The 22,006-nt window shown below is 42.1% G+C and carries 19 protein-coding genes and 1 pseudogene; 4 read left to right on the plus strand and 16 right to left on the minus strand.

The window, feature by feature from the left end; all coding sequences use genetic code 11:
• Nucleotides 1-47: 47 nt before the first annotated feature.
• The 9 genes and pseudogenes from Q0688_RS05725 to Q0688_RS05765 form a co-directional block, all read right to left on the minus strand.
• A pseudogene (locus Q0688_RS05725) lies at nt 48-1,298 on the minus strand (cation:proton antiporter).
• Between the two features lie 130 nt (nt 1,299-1,428).
• Nucleotides 1,429-2,406, minus strand: a complete 978-nt coding sequence (locus Q0688_RS05730; RefSeq protein ID WP_299074057.1) for a putative sulfate exporter family transporter — start codon at nt 2,404-2,406, stop codon at nt 1,429-1,431.
• A 51-nt stretch (nt 2,407-2,457) separates the two neighbouring features.
• Nucleotides 2,458-3,441 (minus strand): TauD/TfdA family dioxygenase, encoded by a 984-nt coding sequence (locus Q0688_RS05735; protein ID WP_299074058.1) that lies wholly within the window; start codon nt 3,439-3,441, stop codon nt 2,458-2,460.
• A gap of 13 nt (nt 3,442-3,454) precedes the next feature.
• Complete coding sequence (locus tag Q0688_RS05740) at nt 3,455-4,414, minus strand: aldo/keto reductase (RefSeq protein WP_299074059.1); 960 nt, start codon at nt 4,412-4,414, stop codon at nt 3,455-3,457.
• Nucleotides 4,415-4,660: 246 nt separating this feature from the next.
• On the minus strand, nt 4,661-5,125 hold the full coding sequence (locus Q0688_RS05745; RefSeq protein WP_299074060.1) for a DUF1456 family protein: 465 nt from the start codon (nt 5,123-5,125) through the stop codon (nt 4,661-4,663).
• Between the two features lie 76 nt (nt 5,126-5,201).
• A complete protein-coding gene (locus Q0688_RS05750; RefSeq protein ID WP_299074061.1) occupies nt 5,202-5,687 on the minus strand; it encodes a GyrI-like domain-containing protein in 486 nt (161 codons plus the stop codon).
• A 77-nt stretch (nt 5,688-5,764) separates the two neighbouring features.
• Nucleotides 5,765-5,989 (minus strand): hypothetical protein, encoded by a 225-nt coding sequence (locus tag Q0688_RS05755; RefSeq protein ID WP_299074062.1) that lies wholly within the window; start codon nt 5,987-5,989, stop codon nt 5,765-5,767.
• 85 nt (nt 5,990-6,074) lie between these two features.
• Nucleotides 6,075-7,865: a carboxyl transferase domain-containing protein gene (locus tag Q0688_RS05760; RefSeq protein WP_299074063.1), complete on the minus strand. Its 1,791-nt coding sequence runs from the start codon at nt 7,863-7,865 to the stop codon at nt 6,075-6,077.
• A 3-nt stretch (nt 7,866-7,868) separates the two neighbouring features.
• Nucleotides 7,869-9,842: a monovalent cation:proton antiporter family protein gene (locus Q0688_RS05765; RefSeq protein WP_299074064.1), complete on the minus strand. Its 1,974-nt coding sequence runs from the start codon at nt 9,840-9,842 to the stop codon at nt 7,869-7,871.
• 109 nt (nt 9,843-9,951) lie between these two features.
• Between Q0688_RS05765 and Q0688_RS05770 the strand changes: the two genes are divergently transcribed.
• Nucleotides 9,952-10,878, plus strand: coding sequence for a GGDEF domain-containing protein (locus Q0688_RS05770; RefSeq protein WP_299074066.1), 927 nt, complete (start codon nt 9,952-9,954; stop codon nt 10,876-10,878).
• A gap of 98 nt (nt 10,879-10,976) precedes the next feature.
• Here the strand turns inward: Q0688_RS05770 and Q0688_RS05775 are convergent, their stop codons facing one another.
• Nucleotides 10,977-12,170 (minus strand): ABC transporter permease, encoded by a 1,194-nt coding sequence (locus tag Q0688_RS05775; RefSeq protein WP_299074067.1) that lies wholly within the window; start codon nt 12,168-12,170, stop codon nt 10,977-10,979.
• Between the two features lie 12 nt (nt 12,171-12,182).
• Nucleotides 12,183-12,968: an ATP-binding cassette domain-containing protein gene (locus tag Q0688_RS05780; RefSeq protein ID WP_299074068.1), complete on the minus strand. Its 786-nt coding sequence runs from the start codon at nt 12,966-12,968 to the stop codon at nt 12,183-12,185.
• A 159-nt stretch (nt 12,969-13,127) separates the two neighbouring features.
• On the opposite strand from Q0688_RS05780, the gene Q0688_RS05785 reads away from it, so the two are divergent.
• Nucleotides 13,128-13,835 (plus strand): YIP1 family protein, encoded by a 708-nt coding sequence (locus Q0688_RS05785; RefSeq protein ID WP_299074069.1) that lies wholly within the window; start codon nt 13,128-13,130, stop codon nt 13,833-13,835.
• Here Q0688_RS05785 and Q0688_RS05790 read toward each other — a convergent pair.
• On the minus strand, nt 13,827-14,654 hold the full coding sequence (locus Q0688_RS05790; protein WP_299074070.1) for a DUF3025 domain-containing protein: 828 nt from the start codon (nt 14,652-14,654) through the stop codon (nt 13,827-13,829). The genes Q0688_RS05785 and Q0688_RS05790 overlap by 9 nt on opposite strands.
• A gap of 67 nt (nt 14,655-14,721) precedes the next feature.
• On the opposite strand from Q0688_RS05790, the gene Q0688_RS05795 reads away from it, so the two are divergent.
• Nucleotides 14,722-16,371: a M28 family peptidase gene (locus Q0688_RS05795; RefSeq protein ID WP_299074072.1), complete on the plus strand. Its 1,650-nt coding sequence runs from the start codon at nt 14,722-14,724 to the stop codon at nt 16,369-16,371.
• A gap of 244 nt (nt 16,372-16,615) precedes the next feature.
• The gene (gene asnB / locus Q0688_RS05800; protein ID WP_299074073.1) at nt 16,616-18,283 is read left to right on the plus strand and encodes an asparagine synthase B; all 1,668 of its coding nucleotides are present in this window, start codon (nt 16,616-16,618) and stop codon (nt 18,281-18,283) included.
• Nucleotides 18,284-18,369: 86 nt separating this feature from the next.
• Here the strand turns inward: asnB and Q0688_RS05805 are convergent, their stop codons facing one another.
• From Q0688_RS05805 to queE, 4 genes are all read right to left on the minus strand, one after another.
• Nucleotides 18,370-19,053 carry a PEP-CTERM sorting domain-containing protein gene (locus tag Q0688_RS05805; protein ID WP_299074074.1) on the minus strand — a complete coding sequence of 228 codons (684 nt, stop codon included), beginning with the start codon at nt 19,051-19,053 and terminating at the stop codon, nt 18,370-18,372.
• A 194-nt stretch (nt 19,054-19,247) separates the two neighbouring features.
• On the minus strand, nt 19,248-19,871 hold the full coding sequence (locus Q0688_RS05810) for an amino acid ABC transporter substrate-binding protein (RefSeq protein ID WP_299074075.1): 624 nt from the start codon (nt 19,869-19,871) through the stop codon (nt 19,248-19,250).
• Nucleotides 19,872-20,336: 465 nt separating this feature from the next.
• Nucleotides 20,337-21,197: an amino acid ABC transporter substrate-binding protein gene (locus Q0688_RS05815; protein ID WP_299074076.1), complete on the minus strand. Its 861-nt coding sequence runs from the start codon at nt 21,195-21,197 to the stop codon at nt 20,337-20,339.
• A 97-nt stretch (nt 21,198-21,294) separates the two neighbouring features.
• A complete protein-coding gene (gene queE, locus Q0688_RS05820; protein WP_299074077.1) occupies nt 21,295-21,969 on the minus strand; it encodes a 7-carboxy-7-deazaguanine synthase QueE in 675 nt (224 codons plus the stop codon).
• Between the last annotated feature and the right edge of the window lie 37 nt (nt 21,970-22,006).

Here is a 22,006-nt window from a genome sequence, read left to right on the forward strand (position 1 = left end):
CCAAACAACATAAACGAAGTACCCACTTGGTAAAACTTAACTATGAGTTAAACGCTTTTAAAATGCCGTTTATGCCAACTAATTGTGATAGGTACCGATAAATTCAACATAAAGGCCACCAACATCAAAGTATAAAATGCTTCAACAGACATGATGTGATGCTGCACATAAGCAATGTCCAAAACCACAAAGGCCAGCTCTGCCCTACCCAACATACCAAAACCAATCATCCAACTGGATGCCCAGTCGAAATGTCCAGTGTAACGGGCCGCAATAGCAGCAGAAAGCACTTGGCCTATAAACAATCCAACAAATAACATCAAGGCCTCGGGTAACACCGACAAAAAGGTATCTAAATCAAACAAAAGTTTACTGCCTAACGCCACAAAGAAGACCGGCCCCACCCATGAAAATGCTACATTATCGATAATTTCTCGGGCTTGCTGATAATAGTCCTTGTCCTGCTCTTTATGGAAATCAAAATACTCTCGGTGAATAATCAACCCCGCCATGTAGGCCCCAACAGCTGGATGAAAACCAAATTCATGGGCCAAGAGTCCAACTAGTACAGCAATCAATAACAAGGCTAGAACGGTATATTCGCCTTTGCCCATGGCTAATACTTACCGTAAATTGAGTTTGCCTAGCACAGGGATTTTTTGAGCCATGCCTTGGCTTGCCGGAAACAGCCAGCCCCCCATAAGTGTCACAATGGCAAAAAATGCCACTGCTTTTCCTAAAATGAGTAAAATGCCATCCATAGAAAGCTGTGCTTCACCTGTTGCAATAGGCACTAAAATAGCCACCAAAGCCAAAGACGCAATATCATCCAATACGGCTGAGGTCATGATACCCGTTGCAGCCGGCGTATTGCTTAGTCCTTCGCTTTTAAGAGAAACCATAGTGAGCGACACCGCTGTGGCAGTCATGGCCAAAGCACAAAATAGCGAGGTATTAGGATCGTCCCAAAAAATGCTCGCCATGCTGTAACCAATTACAAAGGGTGTAATAGCACCAAATAAAGCTATCCCCCAACTACGCTTGATCCCTTGCAAAAAATTCGAAGTATCTTCTTCGAATCCAAGAGCAAACATGATGACAATAATCCCAAGCTCTGCGAAATCAATGATAAATATCGGCAAAACCTCTGGTAAAAAACCTAGGTTAACAAACAAAGTGCCACAAAATAGATACCAAAGAACCGGTGTTAAACGGGTTTTGTGTGCCAAGTAGGAGGCAAGAAAGACAGTGGTCCAAATCAAGGCCAAAACGGCAATATCATGCATGTTGATCTCCATAGACTAGAGATTAAGCATAACGCCGTAGCCAAGTATTGCATTGATTCTGATCAGCCCTAAGGCTATTAGGCTTGCTGTGAGTGAAAGCATTTAAAAATAAACACAGCAAACAGTGGCTAAGCCTTGATAATTAAATGTACGGCAAACTCAGCAATATTAAGCCCGCTATCCACAGTGTTTCTAATACTAGTAATAAAACGGGTTTTAGCCCCACTTCTAGCAGTTTACCTAAGTTCGATTTCATACCAATAGCAGCGATAGAAATCACTAAAGCAAAACGGGATATATCGGTGGCACCTTGAGTTAATACGTCGGGCAAATCTACTAAGCTGTTAATGGTCATTAACACTACAAAGGCAATTAAAAATGCCGGAATGCCAGGCGGTTTCGCATCAGAGTTTTTGTCAAAGTTCATCCTCAGTACTAATAAGATACACACTACTACTGGCATTAAAAAGGCGACTCTGACTAATTTTGTGACTGTGGCTAAATCGCCGGTTTGTTCTGATACCGAATACCCAGCGCCAACTACTTGGGCTACATCGTGGATAGTGCCGCCCAAGAAAATACTGGTGTGAGTGGGACTAAGATTGAGGAGTTCTGCTGCTATTGGGTAAAGCACCATAGCCACAGTAGATAACCCAGTAACACCCACTATTGTCAGTAATGTGTCTCGGTCCTTTTCTTTACTCTCGGGTAATACTGCGGCAATGGCCATAGCAGCAGATGCCCCGCAAATACCTACCGCACCACCTGTTAATATGCCAAAGCGTTTTTGTAGACCAAAGGCTTTAGCTAACACTATACCTAGGCCGATTGTGCTGGCAATCGCCACCACCAACAACAGCGCAGTTTGCCAACCTAGCGCGGCTAAGTCACCAAACGCAATACGTAAACCTAACAACCCCACACCTATGCGTAATATATGCTTGGCGGTAAACTCAATGCCTTCTTGGCAAGTTGTTCCTTCATATAAAAATGATAGGGCGATGCCTAACAATAAGGCAAATAACATGGCAGGTGCGCCATAATGTTCGCTTAAAAACAGGGCCGCTAAGCCCACAATAACTGACACTGAAATACCTGGGAGCTTAGTTTTTATTTGCAAAGTTTGTGCTCGCGTGATCTATTGTTTGCCATAAAAGAGGTTACCCTAGGCTTAGTCTATAGCTAATGCAACCAAGACTTGCCGTTTACGCTCACCTGAATAAGGGCGCCTGCCATGCATAGCCATATAATTGTCTACTAAGGCTACATCGCCGTCTTGCCAAGGTAAATCAAAGGTGTACTTTTCTGACAATCTAACGATTAGCTCTAAGCCGTCAATTGGAATAGCACAACCATCGCCAAAGGTAATGGCACTAGAAGGGTTTTCCCGTACCCCTTTCCATCCCATAAATGCAGCAATGAGTTGGTTATAAAAGACTTTTTTATCATTTCCTAAGTCAATCACTGCCGGCAGTACTGGCGTAGTGGCTCGTAGACTACCATCAGACAGCCATTCCCAGCCGTAGCCAAGGTCAGCCAGTTTTTGTTCTGCTTGAGTTCCGTCTTCGACGCTGAGGGTACTTTTCCAGCTGCGCCCTTGACCTGAATCAGGGTTATCTTCGGCAGGCATCTGAGTGGTATATTTAAGCCCTTTAGTCACAAAATCTGCGGCAAGTGCCGGCATTTCTTTGGCTAAATCCTCAAATAACCAATCAGAACGACATAATGGTGTGGCCCCGCCTTGATCGGCGGCTCGTTTGCAAAAGAAAAACAACTTGCTTGGCGAAATCGGAGTTTGTGCCATCTCATGATGCAGAAATATTTCCACCTCTTTAGGCGCTTCGTTAGCGGTAAACACCCTTTCGGTGAAATTGATCCTCACCGCGTTAGACAAAGACTCTTTGTAAGTAAAGTTGGGATAGTCGAATGCATTTGAAAAGGCATCAAAGGTTTCGGCCGAATCCACAGGAAAACCTCTAAATAAAATCGCCCCAGACTCGGCCAACTTCACTTCTAGTTCACTCAAGTTGGCTTTGATCCATGCTTTACTTTGTTGCAGCGTTACAAGCAAACCGTCGTTTACCACAACAGTAGGAAAAACTGATCCTCCACAGTCCAACTGATGGGGCACATCTACATAGTTAATTGCTGACATTGACTCATTTCCGTTAATCGTAAATGGGATAGAAAGTATTAAAGGCCGCTTCGCAGAAATGACCAGGATCATTAAAACGCCTATTGCTATTTAGCGCAGCAATGCTCTGCATTTCTTCTTCTGTGAGTTCAAAATCGAAAATACTTAAATTCTCCACTAAACGCTCAGGGCGAGAGGTTTTAGGGATAATTGCATTGCCCCGCTGTACTCCCCAACGTAATACAACTTGTGCGGCAGTTTTACCTAGTCTTAACGCGGCTTGCTTAACCACAGCTTGTTGTAACACAGACTCTGCGGCGCCAGCCATATCCAGTTCCAAGTAGGATAAAGCCCCAAGAGGTGAGAAAGCAGTAACCTGTAAATTGTACTGTTTGGCTACACGCATTAAACGTTCTTGGGTTAAATAAGGGTGAGACTCCACTTGCAAAACAGAGGGTTTTACCCGAGCGTAAGCCATTAAATCATGCAATAAACCCGTGTTGTAATTACAAACGCCAATTTGTTTTGCCAGACCTTTATCGTATTGAACTTCCATTGCCTGCCACGTTTCATATAAAGGTACAGGCGCTAATTCCATTTTACCGACAGCGGGATCGGTGATCCACTCGGGCGGGTAACGATCGTCAAAATCCACAAAAGGTTGGGCGATAGGAAAATGAATCAAATACAAATCAAGATAATCTAGTTGCAAATCGGCCAAGGTTTTTTCTAATGCCAACCCTACGTGCTCTTTAGCATGATAGGTATTCCACAACTTAGAGGTTATCCATAAATCTTCACGGCTACACAGGCCATCTGCGATAGCTCGCTTAATGCCTTCGCCTACTTGCACTTCGTTACCGTAATCACAAGCGCTGTCTAAGTGACGATACCCTGCCTTAATAGCGTTATACACTGCATCGGCACAGATATCCTGAGGTATTTTCCACAGACCAAAGCCGACTTTTGGCATTTCTTTATGATTATTAGGCATCTCTTATTTCCACTTAAAATAGTATTTATTAACATTAATGTCTTATATAAGACATAAGTTAAGGGAATGCTCAAACTTTGTCAAATAAGACAGAGCAGTAAGGATATATTTCGAATCACTGTATTGTGATAGGCATCAAAAGTGTATGACAAGGATGATATGCCCAAAAGGGCATACTTGAAATTCTTCAAATAACAATATAAGCCGCGGCAGTAGCGACTTAATAACCGCTTAATTACGGCCCTGTTATGACTCGGGGCGAAGCTTAATCTGTAACCCCTTCAAAAAATTACGCATAACTTGGTCGTTACAGGCACGATACTGGCGATTTTCAGGTTTCCTAAAAAATGCGCTCAATTCGTGTTTACTGATTTTAAAACCACTGAGATCCATGGCTTCTAATACCGCTTCAGCTTGCATATTCAAGGCTATTTTTAGCTTCATAAAAATTATGTTGTTAGTAAGGCGGCGCTCAACTGGGGCTTCTACGCCTTCACGCTTGCCGCGGTTTAAGTTAATTAAACCGTTTAAAAACAATGAAAACTGCAAGTCGGTAATCGCCACAAAAGCGGGATCATCATCTTTACGTAACCAGCTATGTAACTGCTCAACCGTTGCGGGGTAGTCGGCTTGTGCAAAAATTTCAATCATTTTTGCATCGTTAAAATCAAAAATATAGCGCACGCGGCGCATAATATCGTTATTAATCATAATATTCCTAGAAACGAGGTTAGCGTATCTAACCTTAAAAAATACCACTAGTTTAAAGCTTTTTAAGATGAATGCGTTATTTTATTGGCAGATAAATATCAATGATCACTTCATGCTCGGGTACTTCTTGATAAACCGTTACCCTTTTTATAAAACATGGAAAATCCCTGAGGCTTTCTTGATATTGTGGTAACCACTGTGAATACAAATATTGAATACTCTTACCCAGTAACCCTTCAGCGCCACTATGTCTAAGTACCGCGCAGCGCCCCGCTGGAATATTTTTTTCAACCACCGAATAATGATTAGCTTTAACGGGCGCTTGAATGGTCGCGCATACGTCAAATCGGTAATCTTCAGGGGCAACGGCTGTGGGATCGTCATATAAAATATTAAAAGTGTCGCTGATTTTAGGTGATGGGCCGTTTTCTTTACGCCATTGGACAAATTGCCCCACAGTTTCCATAACCTTACTAGGTGCACCTCTATGCTCTAATGCAGCAACTCTGGTCTCTGGAAAATCAATTACAATAACGGGTGCAATAGAATGTTTAACTGGCAATTTTTGATCCTTTAGTATGCGGAAATTCTGGGCTGTTCATGTAAAGCAACGCGCCCAGTGTGATTAAATTACGGGTATTACATAAAACAAAAACTACGTTGCCGTTTTTGTGGCTGTACAGCTTTAGCTTGTTGTTCCTTAGCAAAAATCCTCAGCTTATTCATTCGACTAAGAATGTTGTCTGAATCTTCAAACATTTGCGCCTGACTGCATAAGTCCATAGTCGTATAATGTTCAGCAGCTAGGCCAGTGTTATGGTTACCGCTGCTTAGATCATAATCTACACTCGAATTACAATTCATGTTGCCTCCAACAAACAACTGGTTATACATACAGTATATTATTGTTTGTTAATTGTGCAACTATAATTTTTAAGTTATCTCTGATTTACATTATGTTTAAGGCTAATAACAAGGTTTGTCGAGTATCAGCAGGGTCAATCACCGCGTCAATTTCTAAAACACTTGCCACTTCCTGAGCTTGCCCCTTTTGATATTGTTCTGCTAGTAACCGCTGATACAAGGCTTCTCGCGCTTTTTCATCTTGTACTGCTGCTAGTTCTTTCTTAAATCCTAGCTTAACTGCGCCTTCTAGTCCCATGGCACCAAACTCCCCTGTAGGCCAAGCTATGGTGTAACTAGGTTGACTAGTGTTGCCACCCAATAATGCCTGTGCACCTAAGCCATAGCATTTTCGAAGTACCACAGCCACTAAGGGCACGGTTAGTTGACTGCCTGCCACAAACAACTGGGAAAGTCTGCGCACCGCTCCTTGATCTTCATGTTCTGGCCCTACCATAAACCCTGGGGTGTCACACAGCACCACAATAGGAATAGAAAATTGCTGACAAAGCTGCATAAATTCACTGGCTTTTTGCCCTGCATCCACATCAATAGCACCGCCTAATACTTTGCAGTTGCTGGCAATTATCCCAACTGGATGCCCATGCAAATGCATAAATCCGGTGATAAGTGCGGCGCCAAACTCAGATTTAATCTCGGTGAATGAATCAGTATCGGCTAGCACCTGAATAATAGCTTTCACGTCGTAAACAAATCGTCGGTCTTGAGGCAAAATATCATTGATCATCTGCTGTTCTGCGCATTTGATTGGATTTGTTTGCAACAAAGGTCCTTGAAAATACGACAAACATTTTTTCGCCACATCCGCGGCTTGCTGCTCGTTTTCCACTAAGATATCGATCACACCATTTTTGAATTGTTTGGTACTGGGGCCAATGTCTGTGGGTTTCACTACTCCTAAACCGCCCCCTTCAATCATGGCAGGTCCGGCCATACCTATCCAAGAAGACTGGGTGGCAATAGTAATATCGGCAGCCCCAAATAGCGCGGCGTTACCAGCAAAACAATATCCGTTCGCCACCGATATGCGGGGAACTTTCCCTTGTAAACTTGCCCAAGTGGCAAAAGATAAACATTGCAGCCCCGAATTGACTGTTGTGATATCGGTATCACCTGGGCGCCCCCCGCCGCCTTCGGTATACATGATCACAGGGAGTTTTTTAGCGGCAGCTATTTCTAAGATACGATCTAATTTTAAGTGATGAAAATATCCCTGAGTACCCGCTAACACGCTGTAATCATTTATCACTATAGCGGTCTGTGTATTGGCCTGTGCCACAACACCTTGATTCACTTGCCCCACGCCTGTAATAACGCCATCGGCAGCGGTGGCCGTTTTCAAATCCTCATATTTACGGCGCAACCGCTGCGCGGCCACCGCCATCTGTCCATACTCCATAAACTGCTGTGCTGGGCATAGATTGTGTAAGTTTTCTCGAGCCGTTAAATAGCCTTTTTGATGACGTTTTTGTTGCTGCTCCATTCTTTTTTCGTCAAGAGTAAGGGCCGTTCTATTACGCAGTTCATTTAATAATGTTTGATTGGCATGCCACGCAGTGGGTTGGACTGCGGCTGTAGCGGTATTTTCACCATCACTCGCAATCTCGACTAAAGCCTTACCCGCAACACATTCGTCACCCACAGACACAAAAACTTGCTCAACTTGACCCGATTGCTCCGCACATAAAGTGCTTTGCATTTTCATGGCTTCGATGATGACTAAGGGTTGCTGCTTAGTCACCTGTTGATTGGGGCTAACTAAAACAGCCACAACAGTACCAATACTTGGCGCACTATAAGTGTGAGTTGCAGCCATATTTTAATCTCCTTCTAATAAAAAACGTTCGGCTCGCTCCACTTTGCGAGGTTTTGCGGCAATCACTATGACATCACCTACTTCTAACAACATATTCTGATCTGGCTCCTCTAGCTCATGGTTGTTTCTTCTTAGCCCTTTAATTTTAATTTTCCATTGCTGTAAATTAAGTTGTTGCAATGATTTACCTACTGCGAAGGCATCTTGAGTCAATACAACCGCATGCATAAACTCTAATTTGTCTTGTTTGGCATAATCGAGCTCTGTGGTTTCACCCGGGAAAAAGCCGTGCATATTAGCATAATCCCCTTTGCGCTCCATTCGCACTCGTTTAAGTATGCGCGACATAGGCACACCCGACATCTGTAACACTTGTGTCACTAACATCAAACTTCCTTCGAGAATTTCTGGCACAACTTGCGAGGCACCTGCGGTTAGCAATTCTTGCGTACGATGATCTTTTCTGGTTCGAACTACTACTGGCAGGTTGGGATATAGGCTCTTAATTAAATGGATGACTCTCATTGCGTTTTCGTGTTGATCAAAAGTAATCAACACCATTTTAGCTCGCTCAATTCCTACCGAGCGCCAGATATCTTTTTGTTTCACGTCACCAAAATACACGGGTTCGCCGGCACTTTGACTTTCTTGCACTCTCACTGGATCGGCGTCTATCACCAAATAAGGGATAGCCTCAATTTTTAATAGTCGGCTAACTGACTGCCCCACTCGTCCAAAACCAAAAATTAATACGTGATCGCTAAGTTGTTGATCTTTTTTGGAAAGTTGTTCAAGGCCAATAACGTCGGGCGGGGTATCAGGACTGATAGACTTTGCAATGACTGGACTATGATCCACCAACCAAGGTGTAATAGCCATACTCAACACACCTATAGTAAGTATCAAAGAGCCTTGCTCTGAACTTAATAGCGCCTGATCTACCGCCAATGCTGCCAGCACAAAGCTGAACTCTCCCATTTGACACAGCTTAAGGCCTGCAGCCCAAGCATCTTGCTTACCTAACTTGAATATTTCCGCAGAAACTCGAATAAGCACAACCTTAAGTACCACTATGACAACTAAACCTAAGAATGCCCAATGAATTTGGCTAGGTAAATTATGCAGTTCAAGGCGCATTCCTATGGTGATAAAAAACAGACCCATCAAGATATCTCTAAAGGGTCTAATATCGGCCTCGAGTTGATGTTTATATTGACTCTCACCTAACATCATACCCGCTAAAAAAGCGCCCAAGGCCATAGATAAACCAAAAGAAAACGCTAAACCAGCAGCCATTAGAGTCACCATTATGGTGGTCAACACAAAGAGTTCATCGGTGCGGGTACGAGCAACTTCACTAAACACTTTAGGCAATACCCATTTTCCAATGGATAACAAAATGCCCACCACAAACACCCCTTTAACAAAAGCCAATAAAATAGCAATGCCTAAACTTTGCTCAGAATCAGCAGCAAGCAAGGGCACCAAAATTAGCAAAGGCACCACGGCAAGATCTTGTAGTAATAAAATACTTACGGCAATTTGTGCTCGAGGAGTATTTAAAATTCCCAAATCACTGGTTTGTTTAATCACGATGGCGGTGGAAGACAGCGCAATAAGGCCACCTATCACAAAGGCCGCTTTGCCATCAAACCCCAGTAATAAGGCAAGGCCCATAAAAACTAATGTAGTAAGAAGCATTTGTGCCAATCCCACACCAAATACTAAGTGGCGCATGGCTAACATTTTGGGAAGGGAAAACTCTAATCCCAAAGAAAACAGCAAAAAGACTATGCCGAGCTCGGCAAAATTTTGCATATCTTCCGGATGTTCAAACAGTGCGAGTAAATCTGGGCCGGCCAAAATACCACAGAATAGGTAGGCCAAAATAGGCGGTAAATTTATGCGTTTAAATAGCCATACCGTCATCACAGCTACGGCCATTAATATTACTATATTGCCTAAATTGCCATGCATAAGCTGCTACTTTCCTATGTTTAATATCTGTTAGGCACAATATTTGCTTTGAACTAACAATGAATCGTTTTTGTATCGCAATTAGCCAATTTTTTGGCAGGAGAGCCCGTTGGAACAACTTAACCAGTTATACGACGCAAACGTCGCTGAGTCTTTCTTTAGTATTGAAGAGACCAGCCAAGATATTGGACATGGGATCAAACTTGGGCATAAGCAAATTATGACACACAGCGAACTGCATAAATTCATTTTAAAATTGCTTACAACCATAGACCTGCCAAAACTGGCTAAACTGTATTTTCAACAATTACAAAGCAGCCTACCGTTGTCTGAACTAAAAATCCAGTTTGAAGATAACTGTATTACAGAAGGCAAAGGGGTAGAAAATGCTCACATGAAATCCCTAAACTGTGAACACTTTGATAGCTCAGTAGCTGTTGTTGATTATGCATTTACCCACCCTTTATCTTTAACAGATTGGCAAATTTTGCAACAAATGCATGTTAATTTTTGCTACCCCTTAAAGAATGCGCTAGAGCATCACAAAATTAAACAATGCGCCATGAAAGACGTGTTAACGTCTTTAGGAAACAGAGCCAGCTACAATGAAACCATGGGTCGTTTGGAAAGCCAATCACAAAGACATTATCAGCCTTTTGGTTTATTGGTGCTAGACATGGATAACTTTAAACAGGTGAACGATACACACGGTCATCTTGAAGGCGATGAAGTATTAGTGGCTTGTGGGCAAACTATCATACAAAGCTTGCGGGAATCGGACTTTTCTTTCAGGTTGGGGGGTGATGAATTCTGTTGTCTGTTACCTGAAGCAGATGAACAAACCAGCAACTTAATTGCAGAGCGCATCCGCGGCGCAATACAATCAAATTTGCTGCTGCAAAGCCACAATATATCTTGCAGTATAGGTAGCGCTACCTTTCAAAAACAAGACTCACAAATAGGTATTTTTTCGCGAGCGGATCAAGCCCTATACGCAGCCAAAGAAGCGGGAAAAAACTGTATTAGAGCCGCTTAGGCAAAAACCGGCAGCGGCCTATTAACGGCAAAATATTGCCGTATAAACCATAAAGCCATGCTACTCAGCACGGCTTTAGATTTACATAAACGACAATTTTATCTAAATAATACTTTCTCTTGATTAAACCAATACACACAAAAAGCAAACAAGGCGCCAGCGATGATCGCCGTTGAGCCAAAGATGGCAAATAATTGATAGTAGTCCATAGTCCCTTTTACCAATTCTTTCATTGCTAATGACACATTCGTAATAGGCACCCAAGCCCAACCACCTTTTAATTCTACGCCGGGTAAAAGCGCCAACATAATAGGTACAATCGCCAAAATGGTCATGGGTCCCATGTAACTTTGTGCCTCTTTAAAGCTTTTCGCATAGATGGAAACACTCAATAATACCGCAGCAAAAATAGCCACCACAGGCACCAACATTAGAAAGATCAGTAAAAAATCAAGCAGCGCAATTTGCGCCATAAAATCAGCCACAAATTTTATGGCTAAACCTTGGCTGAGTACTAAGCCCCAAATACCCATACTAGCAACAGTAATTAATGCGGTCATGGTACCGGCGAACGCAATAGTTAAAAATTTTCCCATGACAATTTTGTTTCGTTCAATGGGCGAAATCAATAAAGTTTCCAGTGTGCCACGCTCTTTTTCGCCCGCACCAATATCGGTAGCAGGCGCCATAGCGCCCGTTAAACAAATGATAAACAACAGATAAGGCAACATGCCCCCTATTTTTTCGCCCCAGTTTTCGCGATCATCTGCGGTATTCACTTTTTCCAACACTATAGGCTCAATCAAAGCGTTTTGTTCCGCTTCATTCAATCCCAAACGAGTAAATGCACTTTGTTGAAACAACTCAGATTGACTATTAACAATTTCATTTACCCGCCTGTAAACGAGGTTCAAACCCGCATCGTTAAAATGTAACTTAATCTTAGCTTGACCATTTTTTAGTACATCACTGGAATAGTTTTGAGGGATTTCTAAAACAAAATCGACCGTATCGTCACGAATTATCAAGGTGTAATCGGCGTTTTTGTCTATTTCGACAAGATTAAACTTGTCGGGTTGTTGCAACTCTTTAATAATATCAGGCGCATATTGACCGCCTACCAAAGCATAATTGAGCACTTGAGTTTCAGCTTTATCAATTGCTTGTTTACCCACAAAACCCACAATGCCAAAAATCAGCGGAAAAATGAGTAATGGCAAAGCAATCATAAAAAACAATGTTTTACGGTCGCGAAGTAATTCTTTTATCTCTTTTTTAAATACTAACCACATGGTTTAGTCTCCTTATTCGCTAGTCGTTGATTGAATGGCAGCCATAAACGACTGATGCAAGGAACCTTCGGCAAGGGCTTTAAAGGTGGCGATATCACCATCAAACATAGTTCGGCCTTGATCGATAACGGTCACTTTGTCACATAACTCTTGTACTTCATCCAAATGATGGGTAGAAAAAATGACCGGTGTTCCTTGCTGTTTTAAACCACGAATAAATTCTAAAACCGTTTGGGTGGCCATAATATCTAGGCCTGTAGTAGGTTCGTCCAAAATAACCAATTCGGGAGAATGCACTACCGCACGTGCAATCGCTGTTTTTTGCTTCATACCTGTAGAGAAATTTTCTGAACGTCTGTCTAAAAAGTTGTGCATATCCAATAAATCAGCCAACTGGGTGATACGCGCGGCAATCGAAGCTTCACTCATGCCATGCAACTGACCAAAATAATGAATATTTTCACGTCCACTTAATCGTCCGTATAAGCCAGTTGAGCCTGATAGAAAACCTATCTTGTTGCGTGCAATAACAGGGTTGGCCAACACATTGTCACCACTAATTTCTACGCTGCCGTGGTCGGGTTTTAGAGCCGTTGATAACATACGTAAAGTAGTAGTTTTACCGGCTCCATTGGGCCCAAGCAAGCCAAGTACCTCGCCTTTTTGGCAAGTGAAAGAGACATCTTGCACCGAATGAAAAAAGCGGCCTTTAAGTCGAGGATCTTTCTTTTCTTGTTCACTGAGTTTTTTAGGGTTTTCCACTGCAAATTTTTTCGCCAGTTGCTTTATTTCTATCATTGAGTATTCCTAATTTATAACGGCTAGGAGTCTATAGAGCTTCTAATTAAAAATCTATTGGATGCGCTTAAGAAATAAAATATGTCATAATATTCAATTCGTTATGCGCTGCGCTAGGTTAGCTGCACAACACTTTGTAAAATTATTTGGGAGAGTTACGTGTCACAAGTCAGTCATCCTTTTCAAGCTATGAAACAGATTTTTATTCGGCCTAACCGAGTGTTTGCCACTATTAAAGATACCCACAATTGGTCTTGGATCCCGTTTATTTGTATTGGGGTATTGGGGGCGCTTCCTGTTTATATGTATTTTGATTTTGTTGATTTTGCCTGGTATAGCGAGCTAATGGTGCAATCGGTGGCAGGGGATCTAAGTCCAGCCGAACAAAATATCGTGCGCACTAGTCTCTCCAATCAAGAGCAAAGTTTATGGATGACTTTGGTTAGTTCAGTATTTGTGGTGATAATAAGTAACGCTGTATTAGCTCTCTATCTAAATGTGGTCACTAAGGCAGATGAAGAATGTGTCCAAGGCTATACCGACTGGTACGGCTTTAGTTGGTGGGTCAGTGTACCAGCTATTATTGGCAGTCTTGTTGCCATGACTGTGGTGTTATTGGCAACAGATAACCAATTGTCACCTGTTAGTTTATCGCCTACTTCAATGGCGTTTATTTTTGATGTAGATATGGCATCAACTTGGTCGTCATTTGCCCAGAGTATTCGTTTGGAATCCTTTTGGGTGATGTACTTAGTGGCGGTTGGATTAAGTCAATGGACCCAATTACCTGCTAGAAAAACCTATATAATTGCTGTTGCACCTTACATTTTAATTTGGCTGGTGTGGGCATTGTTTATCTTACTTTAGTAAGAGCTTGCTTAACGGCTTAGGCCTAAAATAGTCGGTATTGGCATAAAACGCGGGATCTTGATTGGCGCTGCACACATTAGGGATCCCCAATAACGGCAAAGGACTCAAGGGCTTATTAATAGAAAATAAATCTCTACTCTGAATGGAATCAAACAAAATTTTATCAAGCAAAGTCAGCTGTTCAGCATAAGGCATAGTAGCAAAGTGGCTGTCGACCTCTAAAGCCAAGAACTTTCCGGTTAATCCAATAAAGGGCTGCAGTAACATTTCTAAATTGGCATGGCCGAACATAAAACAATTAAGCTCATTGCCCCAATACTGTCTATTTTCAACCAATACCTTATGCCACTGATGTTGCTGTAATCCGGCTATGAGCTTGGCAAACGTATCCTCGCTTCGATAGGTAATTATCACCCCGCATTCATCAAAATGGGTCAAGTTATTTCGTCTATGCGTTCTAGGTGATAACCCAAACTGCTGGATGTCTTCCACATGCTGTTGATTTAACAAGCGCTTAGTTTGTGGAAACTGTAGCCAAATTAGACCATTAAACAAATCATGCCAGCTGTTAGGACGGGTGGGAATAATATTATGTTGCTGAATGACTTGTTCGTAGTACAACGCCGATTCAGCAATATCAGATTGGCAGACAAACTCGGGAATGGATGAATTTGCGATGGGTAAGCTATTTTTCAACGCATTTAGCCCCATAGCATTAGGCCAAGTAGGCATAGTGCTTAACCCGAAATGAAGATCGAGTTGCCCCATTGGCAAGCTAGAAAGTTGCTGAATAAAGTCGTGATTCCAAGCGGTCACAATTGCCCTTATGATTGATCTAATGTAAAAATAGGATTTTATAATATTTCACTACAAGAGCAACACTATGAAAACTTGCTACAAGCTAATGATGCTTTGCCTGCCTCTTACCTTAGCCCTTTCTGCCTGTCAGAACCAAACAGTCAAGACAACACAACCAGTTGCTGATAATTTTGAAGAGGTTTATCAAGGTATTAACGCTGCTGATCTAAAGAGACACATCAAAACCCTAGCATCAGATGAATTTGAAGGTCGCCTACCCACCACAATTGGCGAACAAAAAACCTTGGATTACTTAGTTAATGAGTTCAAACAACTCGGCTACCAACCCGGCAATGGCGATAGTTTCCTACAGCCAGTTGAACTAATAGAAATGACCGCCGATGCGGATATGACCATGACCATAGGCGATAATCATTTTGCCTACAAAAAAGGCATGATGGCCTCTACTAAAAGAGAACAAACAAAAGTTACACTTAAAGACTCAGAGCTCGTGTTTGTGGGTTATGGTATCAACGCACCCGAGTACAATTGGAACGATTACCAAGGCTTAGATGTAAAAGGCAAAACCGTGGTGATCTTAGTGAACGATCCTGGATTTGAAAATCCTCAAGGAGGTAAGTTTCAAGGTAAAACGATGACCTATTACGGGCGCTGGACTTACAAATACGAAGAAGCCAGCCGCCAAGGAGCCAAAGCCGCGTTAATCGTGCATGAGACCAAGCCCGCCTCTTATGGCTGGTCGGTTGTGGCCAATAGCTGGAGTGGCCCGCAATATGGGCTGGTCAGTAAAAATGGCAATGCCGATCGTGTGGCAGTGGAAGGCTGGTTAACCCGCGAAGCCGCACAAAAAGTGTTTGCCGATGCAGGTCTCAAGTTTGCAAATGAAAAAGCCAAAGCCATAGCATCCCCTTACAACAAGGGTTTAGGGTTACGCGCCTCGGTAACCGTTAACAACAGTTTCAAAAAGTCCACTAGTTATAATGTGATTGCTACTTTGCCAGGCGCTGCAACACCTGACGAGCATATTATCTATACCGCCCACTGGGATCATTTAGGTAAAGATGAAACCAAAGATGGCGACCAAATCTATAACGGTGCCCATGATAACGCCACAGGCACAGCGGCGGCGATAGTGATGGCTAAGGCGTATTCACAATTAAGTAACCGCCCTAAACGTTCGACTACTTTTTTAATCGTCACGGCCGAAGAGCAAGGCTTACTAGGCTCAAAATATTACTCTGAACATCCCATTATTCCACTAGGTAAAACAGTCGCTAATCTCAATATGGATGCCATGAATGTACTAGGAAAAACCAAAGATGTAGCTGTGGTTGGTATGGGTAAATCAGAACTAGAAACTTATCTTGAAAAAGCAGCCAAGCGTCAAGGTCGTTACTTGGTGCAAGAAGGTCGTCCTGAAGCAGGGTATTATTACCGTTCTGATCATTTCAGTTTTGCAAAACAAGGAGTGCCCGCTCTCTATGCTGAAGGCGGCGATATACCGATTGACGAAGCCACAGCTCAATATCGAAAGCGCACTAATGTAATAATCACAGGTTGTTATCATCAAGTTTGTGATAAATACCGTGAAAACTGGGATTTATCCGGCATAGTGCAAGATACCCAATTGCTATTTGAAGTGGGCCATGACCTTGTAACTTCTAATGCATGGCCTAAATGGGCACCAAGCAGTGAGTTTCAACGCAAAGAGTAAAATAGCTTTCTTTAGTACTCCAAGCAGGGTGACTGCTTGGAGTAAACCCCATAAAACACCCTTTGATCTTACTAATAGCCAACAAGTGTAAGAAAATAACACTTTCCTCTTGCTTTTTTCGCTCATACTGGCAAATTCAAGGTCGCGATTCAGCCCTTTGTAATATTAATACACTTCGCGAGAACAGGTTTGGTGATACAAGATCACCAACTCCCCATAACCAGCAATTAAGAGAAACATTTTTATGTGTGGTATTTTCGGTATTCTGGGCATCAAAAGTGATGCAGCAGAACTTAGAACGCAAGCCTTAGAGCTTTCCAAATTACTCCGCCATCGCGGTCCTGACTGGTCAGGTATTTGGAATAATGATAATGCTATTTTATGTCACGAACGTTTGGCTATAGTCGACGTAGACACAGGCGCTCAACCGCTAATAAGCCGCGATAATAATCAAGTGTTAGCCGTCAATGGCGAAATTTATAACCACAAGGCTTTAGAAGAGAGCCTTGCTACACCATACGATTTTAGAACCAAGTCTGACTGCGAAGTGATTCTGCCTTTGTATCAGCAAAAAGGGCTAAGTTTTATTGATGAACTACAAGGCATGTTTGCCTTTGTTTTATATGATGAAGTAAAAGATGCCTACCTTATTGCCCGCGACCATATGGGTATTATCCCGCTGTACACGGGTTACGACGAACACGGCAACTTGTACGTGGCCTCAGAAATGAAAGCCTTAGTACCGGTTTGTAAAACCGTGCAAGAATTCCCTCCTGGACATTATATGTGGAGCCAAACTGGGGAGCTGACCAAATACTATCAGCGCGACTGGATGGACTTCGATAATGTTAAGGATAACTCAACCAATTTAGACGATTTAAAAGCTGCATTTGAAAAAGCCGTTAAATCCCATCTTATGTCTGATGTGCCTTATGCAGTATTGTTGTCAGGCGGGTTAGACTCATCTTTAGTCTCTGCCATTGCCGCAAAATACGTGGCTAAGCGAATTGAAGATAACGACCAGTCTGATGCTTGGTGGCCGCGCCTGCATTCATTTGCCGTGGGCCTTGAAGGGGCACCTGATCTCATCGCCGCGCAAAAAGTGGCCGATATGATAGGCACAGTGCATCATGAAATTCACTTCACCATTCAAGAAGGCTTAGATGCTATTCGTGATGTAATTTATCACCTTGAAACTTACGACACTACCACCATACGCGCCGCTACGCCTATGTATTTGATGACTCGAAAAATCAAAGCCATGGGCATAAAAATGGTGTTGTCGGGGGAAGGCGCCGATGAAATATTTGGTGGTTATTTGTATTTCCACAAAGCGCCAAACGCACAAGAGTTTCATGAGGAAACCGTACGTAAATTAGAGCGTTTGCATATGTTTGATTGTGCTCGTGCTAATAAATCCACCTCTGCTTGGGGCGTCGAAGCCCGCGTACCATTCTTAGATAAAGAGTTCTTAGATGTGGCGATGCGTCTTAATCCTCAAGATAAAATGTGTCTTGACGGCAAAATGGAAAAATGGATTTTACGTAAAGCCTTCGACAATAATGAATATCTACCAGCAGAAGTATTATGGCGTCAAAAAGAACAATTTGGTGACGGCGTTGGGTATTCGTGGATTGATTCTATTAAAGACTATGTAGAAACACAGGTAAATGACGAGCAACTCGCTTCTGCCGAGTTTAGATTCCCTACTAACACTCCAGATACTAAAGAAGGCTATGTGTATCGCACTATCTTTGAGGGATATTTCCCCCAAGAAACTGCGGCCAAATGTGTACCAGGAGGCAAGTCAATCGCTTGTAGTACAGTGGAAGCATTAGAGTGGGATGAAAGCTTTAAAAATAATGCCGATCCCTCGGGTCGCTCGATGAAGAGCATTCACGGAAAAGTGTAAATATTTGGTTAACATTCAAGAATAAAAAAACGGTCCTTAAGGACCGTTTTTATTGTTCGAATAAAGTAATAAGAAATCTTATAAGTTTACTTTTTTGTTTGCTTTCTTGATAAAGCTAAACCAGCAATCCCTAGACCAAAGATTAAGAAAGCAGAAGGCTCTGGCACTTCTCCAACTATAACTTGCTCAGCAACACCAATAACTAAATCATCAAAGCCAAAGTAGTCAGAACTATCGGTATTACCAAATGTCACACTAGTAAAAGGGTTAGCAGTATCGATGATGCCCCAAAAAAGTAAGGCGCCATCAGGTGCTGAAGTAGTATTGTTAACCATCAAGGAAGTAGCGTTTCCATCTTCAAAACCTAATGTAATTTGACCACCAAAATCACCGATGTCCGTGCCAAAAAAACCAAAAGCGGAGATGGCATTTGAAAAAGTGATCATGAAGTTTTCATTGGTTTCCCAGAATTGAGTGCCTGACGTAGCAAATCGGCCAAATCCATCGTCTCCAACAATCTCTCCAGAACCACTAAGAGTAGCCGTTCCAGCCACACCAAAATCAGCAACTAGTGGGCCACTTTGATTGTTTGAAAAAGACTCAAAATCTTCTGTTCCCACACCTACAAGCTGAGACAAAAAACTGGCGTTTGCAGCAATACTGTTTGCGTTACTTGAAGAAGGATCTAAATCTTCTCCAAAAATCACAGTAGAGTGAGATGCCATAGAGGCACAAAGTAATAAAGCGGCGGCACATAATTTAGATAACATTTTATAAAATTCCTTATTTCAAACTATTAGAAAACACATTAATTAAAACAACTCTCACAAACTAATGCACTTAACATGCCAACTCTTAACTTGTTGTTATTAAAATAATTTTTTAGATTATTTGATTTGGTGAAGTTAGAAATGTAAATTTATCCGACAAACTTGAATGAAAAAAGCGACACAATCTGAATTGATTATTCTGTTTTTTTAGCCGTTTTAATCTCCCCATCAAACCATAACTCCTTTCTATCTAACGGTGTTTTTTCTGGTAAGAAATTATTTTCCAGCTGATAAAATGTCCTATTTTCAAGCTGCGCTTTGTCGATATAAGCCTGATAATTCTCTTTAAATAGTGCGTCAAACTTGGCATTTTTAATGGCTTTTTCTAGCCCACTTTCAATGATATTTGCTACAGGCACACTTTTTTTATTCACAAAATAGTAAATAGCGGCGGGATAACGTATGCCAAGAGAAGGTTGGATCTGAATTTGATTTACCACAGGGCTTTTATCCAACTCACCCCATACTTCTATGATAGAGCGTGGGGAAAAATCCCCTTGGGCATTGCCAAGCATTTTCATCAGGGCAGTTTGAGTTCGCTCAGTGTTCACGTTGAAACCGTTGGACTGCAATATTTTAGTATCTGGCCAATCTCGCCCTTGTAATGGCGAGAGCTTAATTAAATGGTCGAGTTGCTGAATGTATGTAAAACGCTCAGCCATATCTTTGCGAATTAACAATAAACGCCATCCAATCAGGCCTTTAAAAATAAGAATGCGTATAGGCAAGAGATCTTTTTCACGCTGTGGGCTAGTCATACCCCAAACAATATTTACCTCTCTATTATCCTGCAGTCGACCTAAAGCCTTCCTCTTGGTCAGAACATTTTCTGAGGGCTTAAGCTGATAATTCACCCCAGTTTGATCTAAAGCCAATGACAATAATTGTATAGGGTACTATTCAATGGTTGACACAGCTTCAAGTGGGATGAAAGTTTTAAAAACAACGCCGATCCGTCGGGTCGTTCAATGAAGAGTATTCACGGAAAAGTGTAGAGTATTAGGAAATTGAGCAAAAAAAAACGGTCCTTAATGGACCGTTGCTATGGATAATAAAAACACATAGGTTAAATACGACTCACACCAAATAAAGCAGTTATTGTGCCAACATATAACACACTGTTTTAACAAAATATATTTTAAATACTAAAATTAACCACCCCAAAAGTGTAAATTTATTCGACACCCTTTATATGTTAATAAATGCACCCAAACTCGGGGGGGTTATTCATCCTTAACTTTTCCGTCAAACCATAATTCCTTTCTTTCTAAAGGGGTTTCTTCGGGTAAAAATGCGTTATCTAACTGATAAAAGGTTCTGCCACCAAGCTGCGCTTTGTCAATATAGCCTTGATAATGCTCCTTAAATAAGGCTTCAAACTTACCATTTTTAATGGCTTTTTCTAGGCCGCTGGCGATGATGTTAGCTAATGGCACACTTTTTTTATTGACAAAAAAGTAAATGGCAGCGGGATAACGAATGCCAATAGTAGGTTGGATCTGGATCTGATTCTCCAGTTCATTATTGGCCAATTCATCCCATATCTCTATGATAGAACGAGGGAAGAAGTCCCCCTGTGCATTGCCCAGCATCTTCATCATGGCACTATGGGTACGCTCGGTCAGTACATCAAAGCCATTAGATTGCAAAATCTTGGTATCTGCCCAATCTCGTCCTTGCAAGGGTGAAAGTTTAAGTAAATGTTCCAGTTGCTGAATGTAGGTAAATCGTTCCGCCATATCTTTGCGAATAAGCAACAAACGCCAGCCAATCAACCCTTTAAATATGGGGATACGAATAGCTAGTAGGTCTTTTTCGCGCTGAGGATTAGTCATACCCCAAACAATATTAATCTCCCTATTATCCTGTAATCGGCTTAATGCCTTACCTTTAGGAAGAAGATTTTCAGATGGATTTAACTGATAATTCACCCCAGTTTGATCGAGTGCTAGCGCCAATAATTGTAGGGGGTACTCTTCAATTGTTGACGTTGCTTCAACAGGGCGTGGGTAAGTAATCTGCCATGATGCACATTGAGCATTCACACTAAACAACAGAGCCAGTCCCATCAGTAATTTATTCATAATTGCTCCTCATGCAAATAAGCAATGCCATTTTTCTCATCAATGACTACCCCAGTTTTCTTAGCTGCTTAATGATGCCTAGATATATGCGAGACAGTTATTCGATCCCGATAAATTTATGAGTTTGCAGCGACAAACGCCAATTACGCGCTATACAGGTTTTAATTGCAAGTTCAGTGGCACGTTTTTGTTGGCTAATAGGCTGTAAATAAATATTCGGTGGCGCTTGTTCACCCAACAAGGTCAACACCTCGTCTAGCTCTTCAATATGCTTTTGCATAGCTATTGGATGTTTGATTTCATTTGCGCGGCGCATGGCGCTACTGAGTACTGGCCTGCCACCTGGCATATTCACTTTGGGCGACACTGTGATCCAAGTACTCGGGTGGGCAATGATTTCATAAGTACCGCTGGTTTCAACCTGCACTGAATAACCTTTTGCAATCAAGCTGCTGGTGATCTCTGTTAAATCATACAAACACGGCTCACCACCCGTTAGGACGATATGTTTAGCCACATATCCATGGTGATTAAAAAGGCTTAATAGTTGCTCTGTGGTGTGTTCAAACCAACTGTCGGACTCGGCGGTTTCGGCCATCACCTTATCACTACTGTTTTTTAATTCAGGCGACACCACCCAAGTATGTTTTGTATCACACCATGGACAACCTACAGGGCAGCCTTGCAAGCGCACAAAAATGGATGGCAATCCTGTATAACTGCCCTCACCTTGCAACGACTCAAACACTTCATTTATTTTATAGATACTCAATCACTTTTCCTTTCGAGTCAACGCACCCTGTGGTGGG

It is taken from the genome of uncultured Paraglaciecola sp., from assembly GCF_937123705.1.
In the GTDB taxonomy this organism is placed as follows: domain Bacteria; phylum Pseudomonadota; class Gammaproteobacteria; order Enterobacterales; family Alteromonadaceae; genus Paraglaciecola.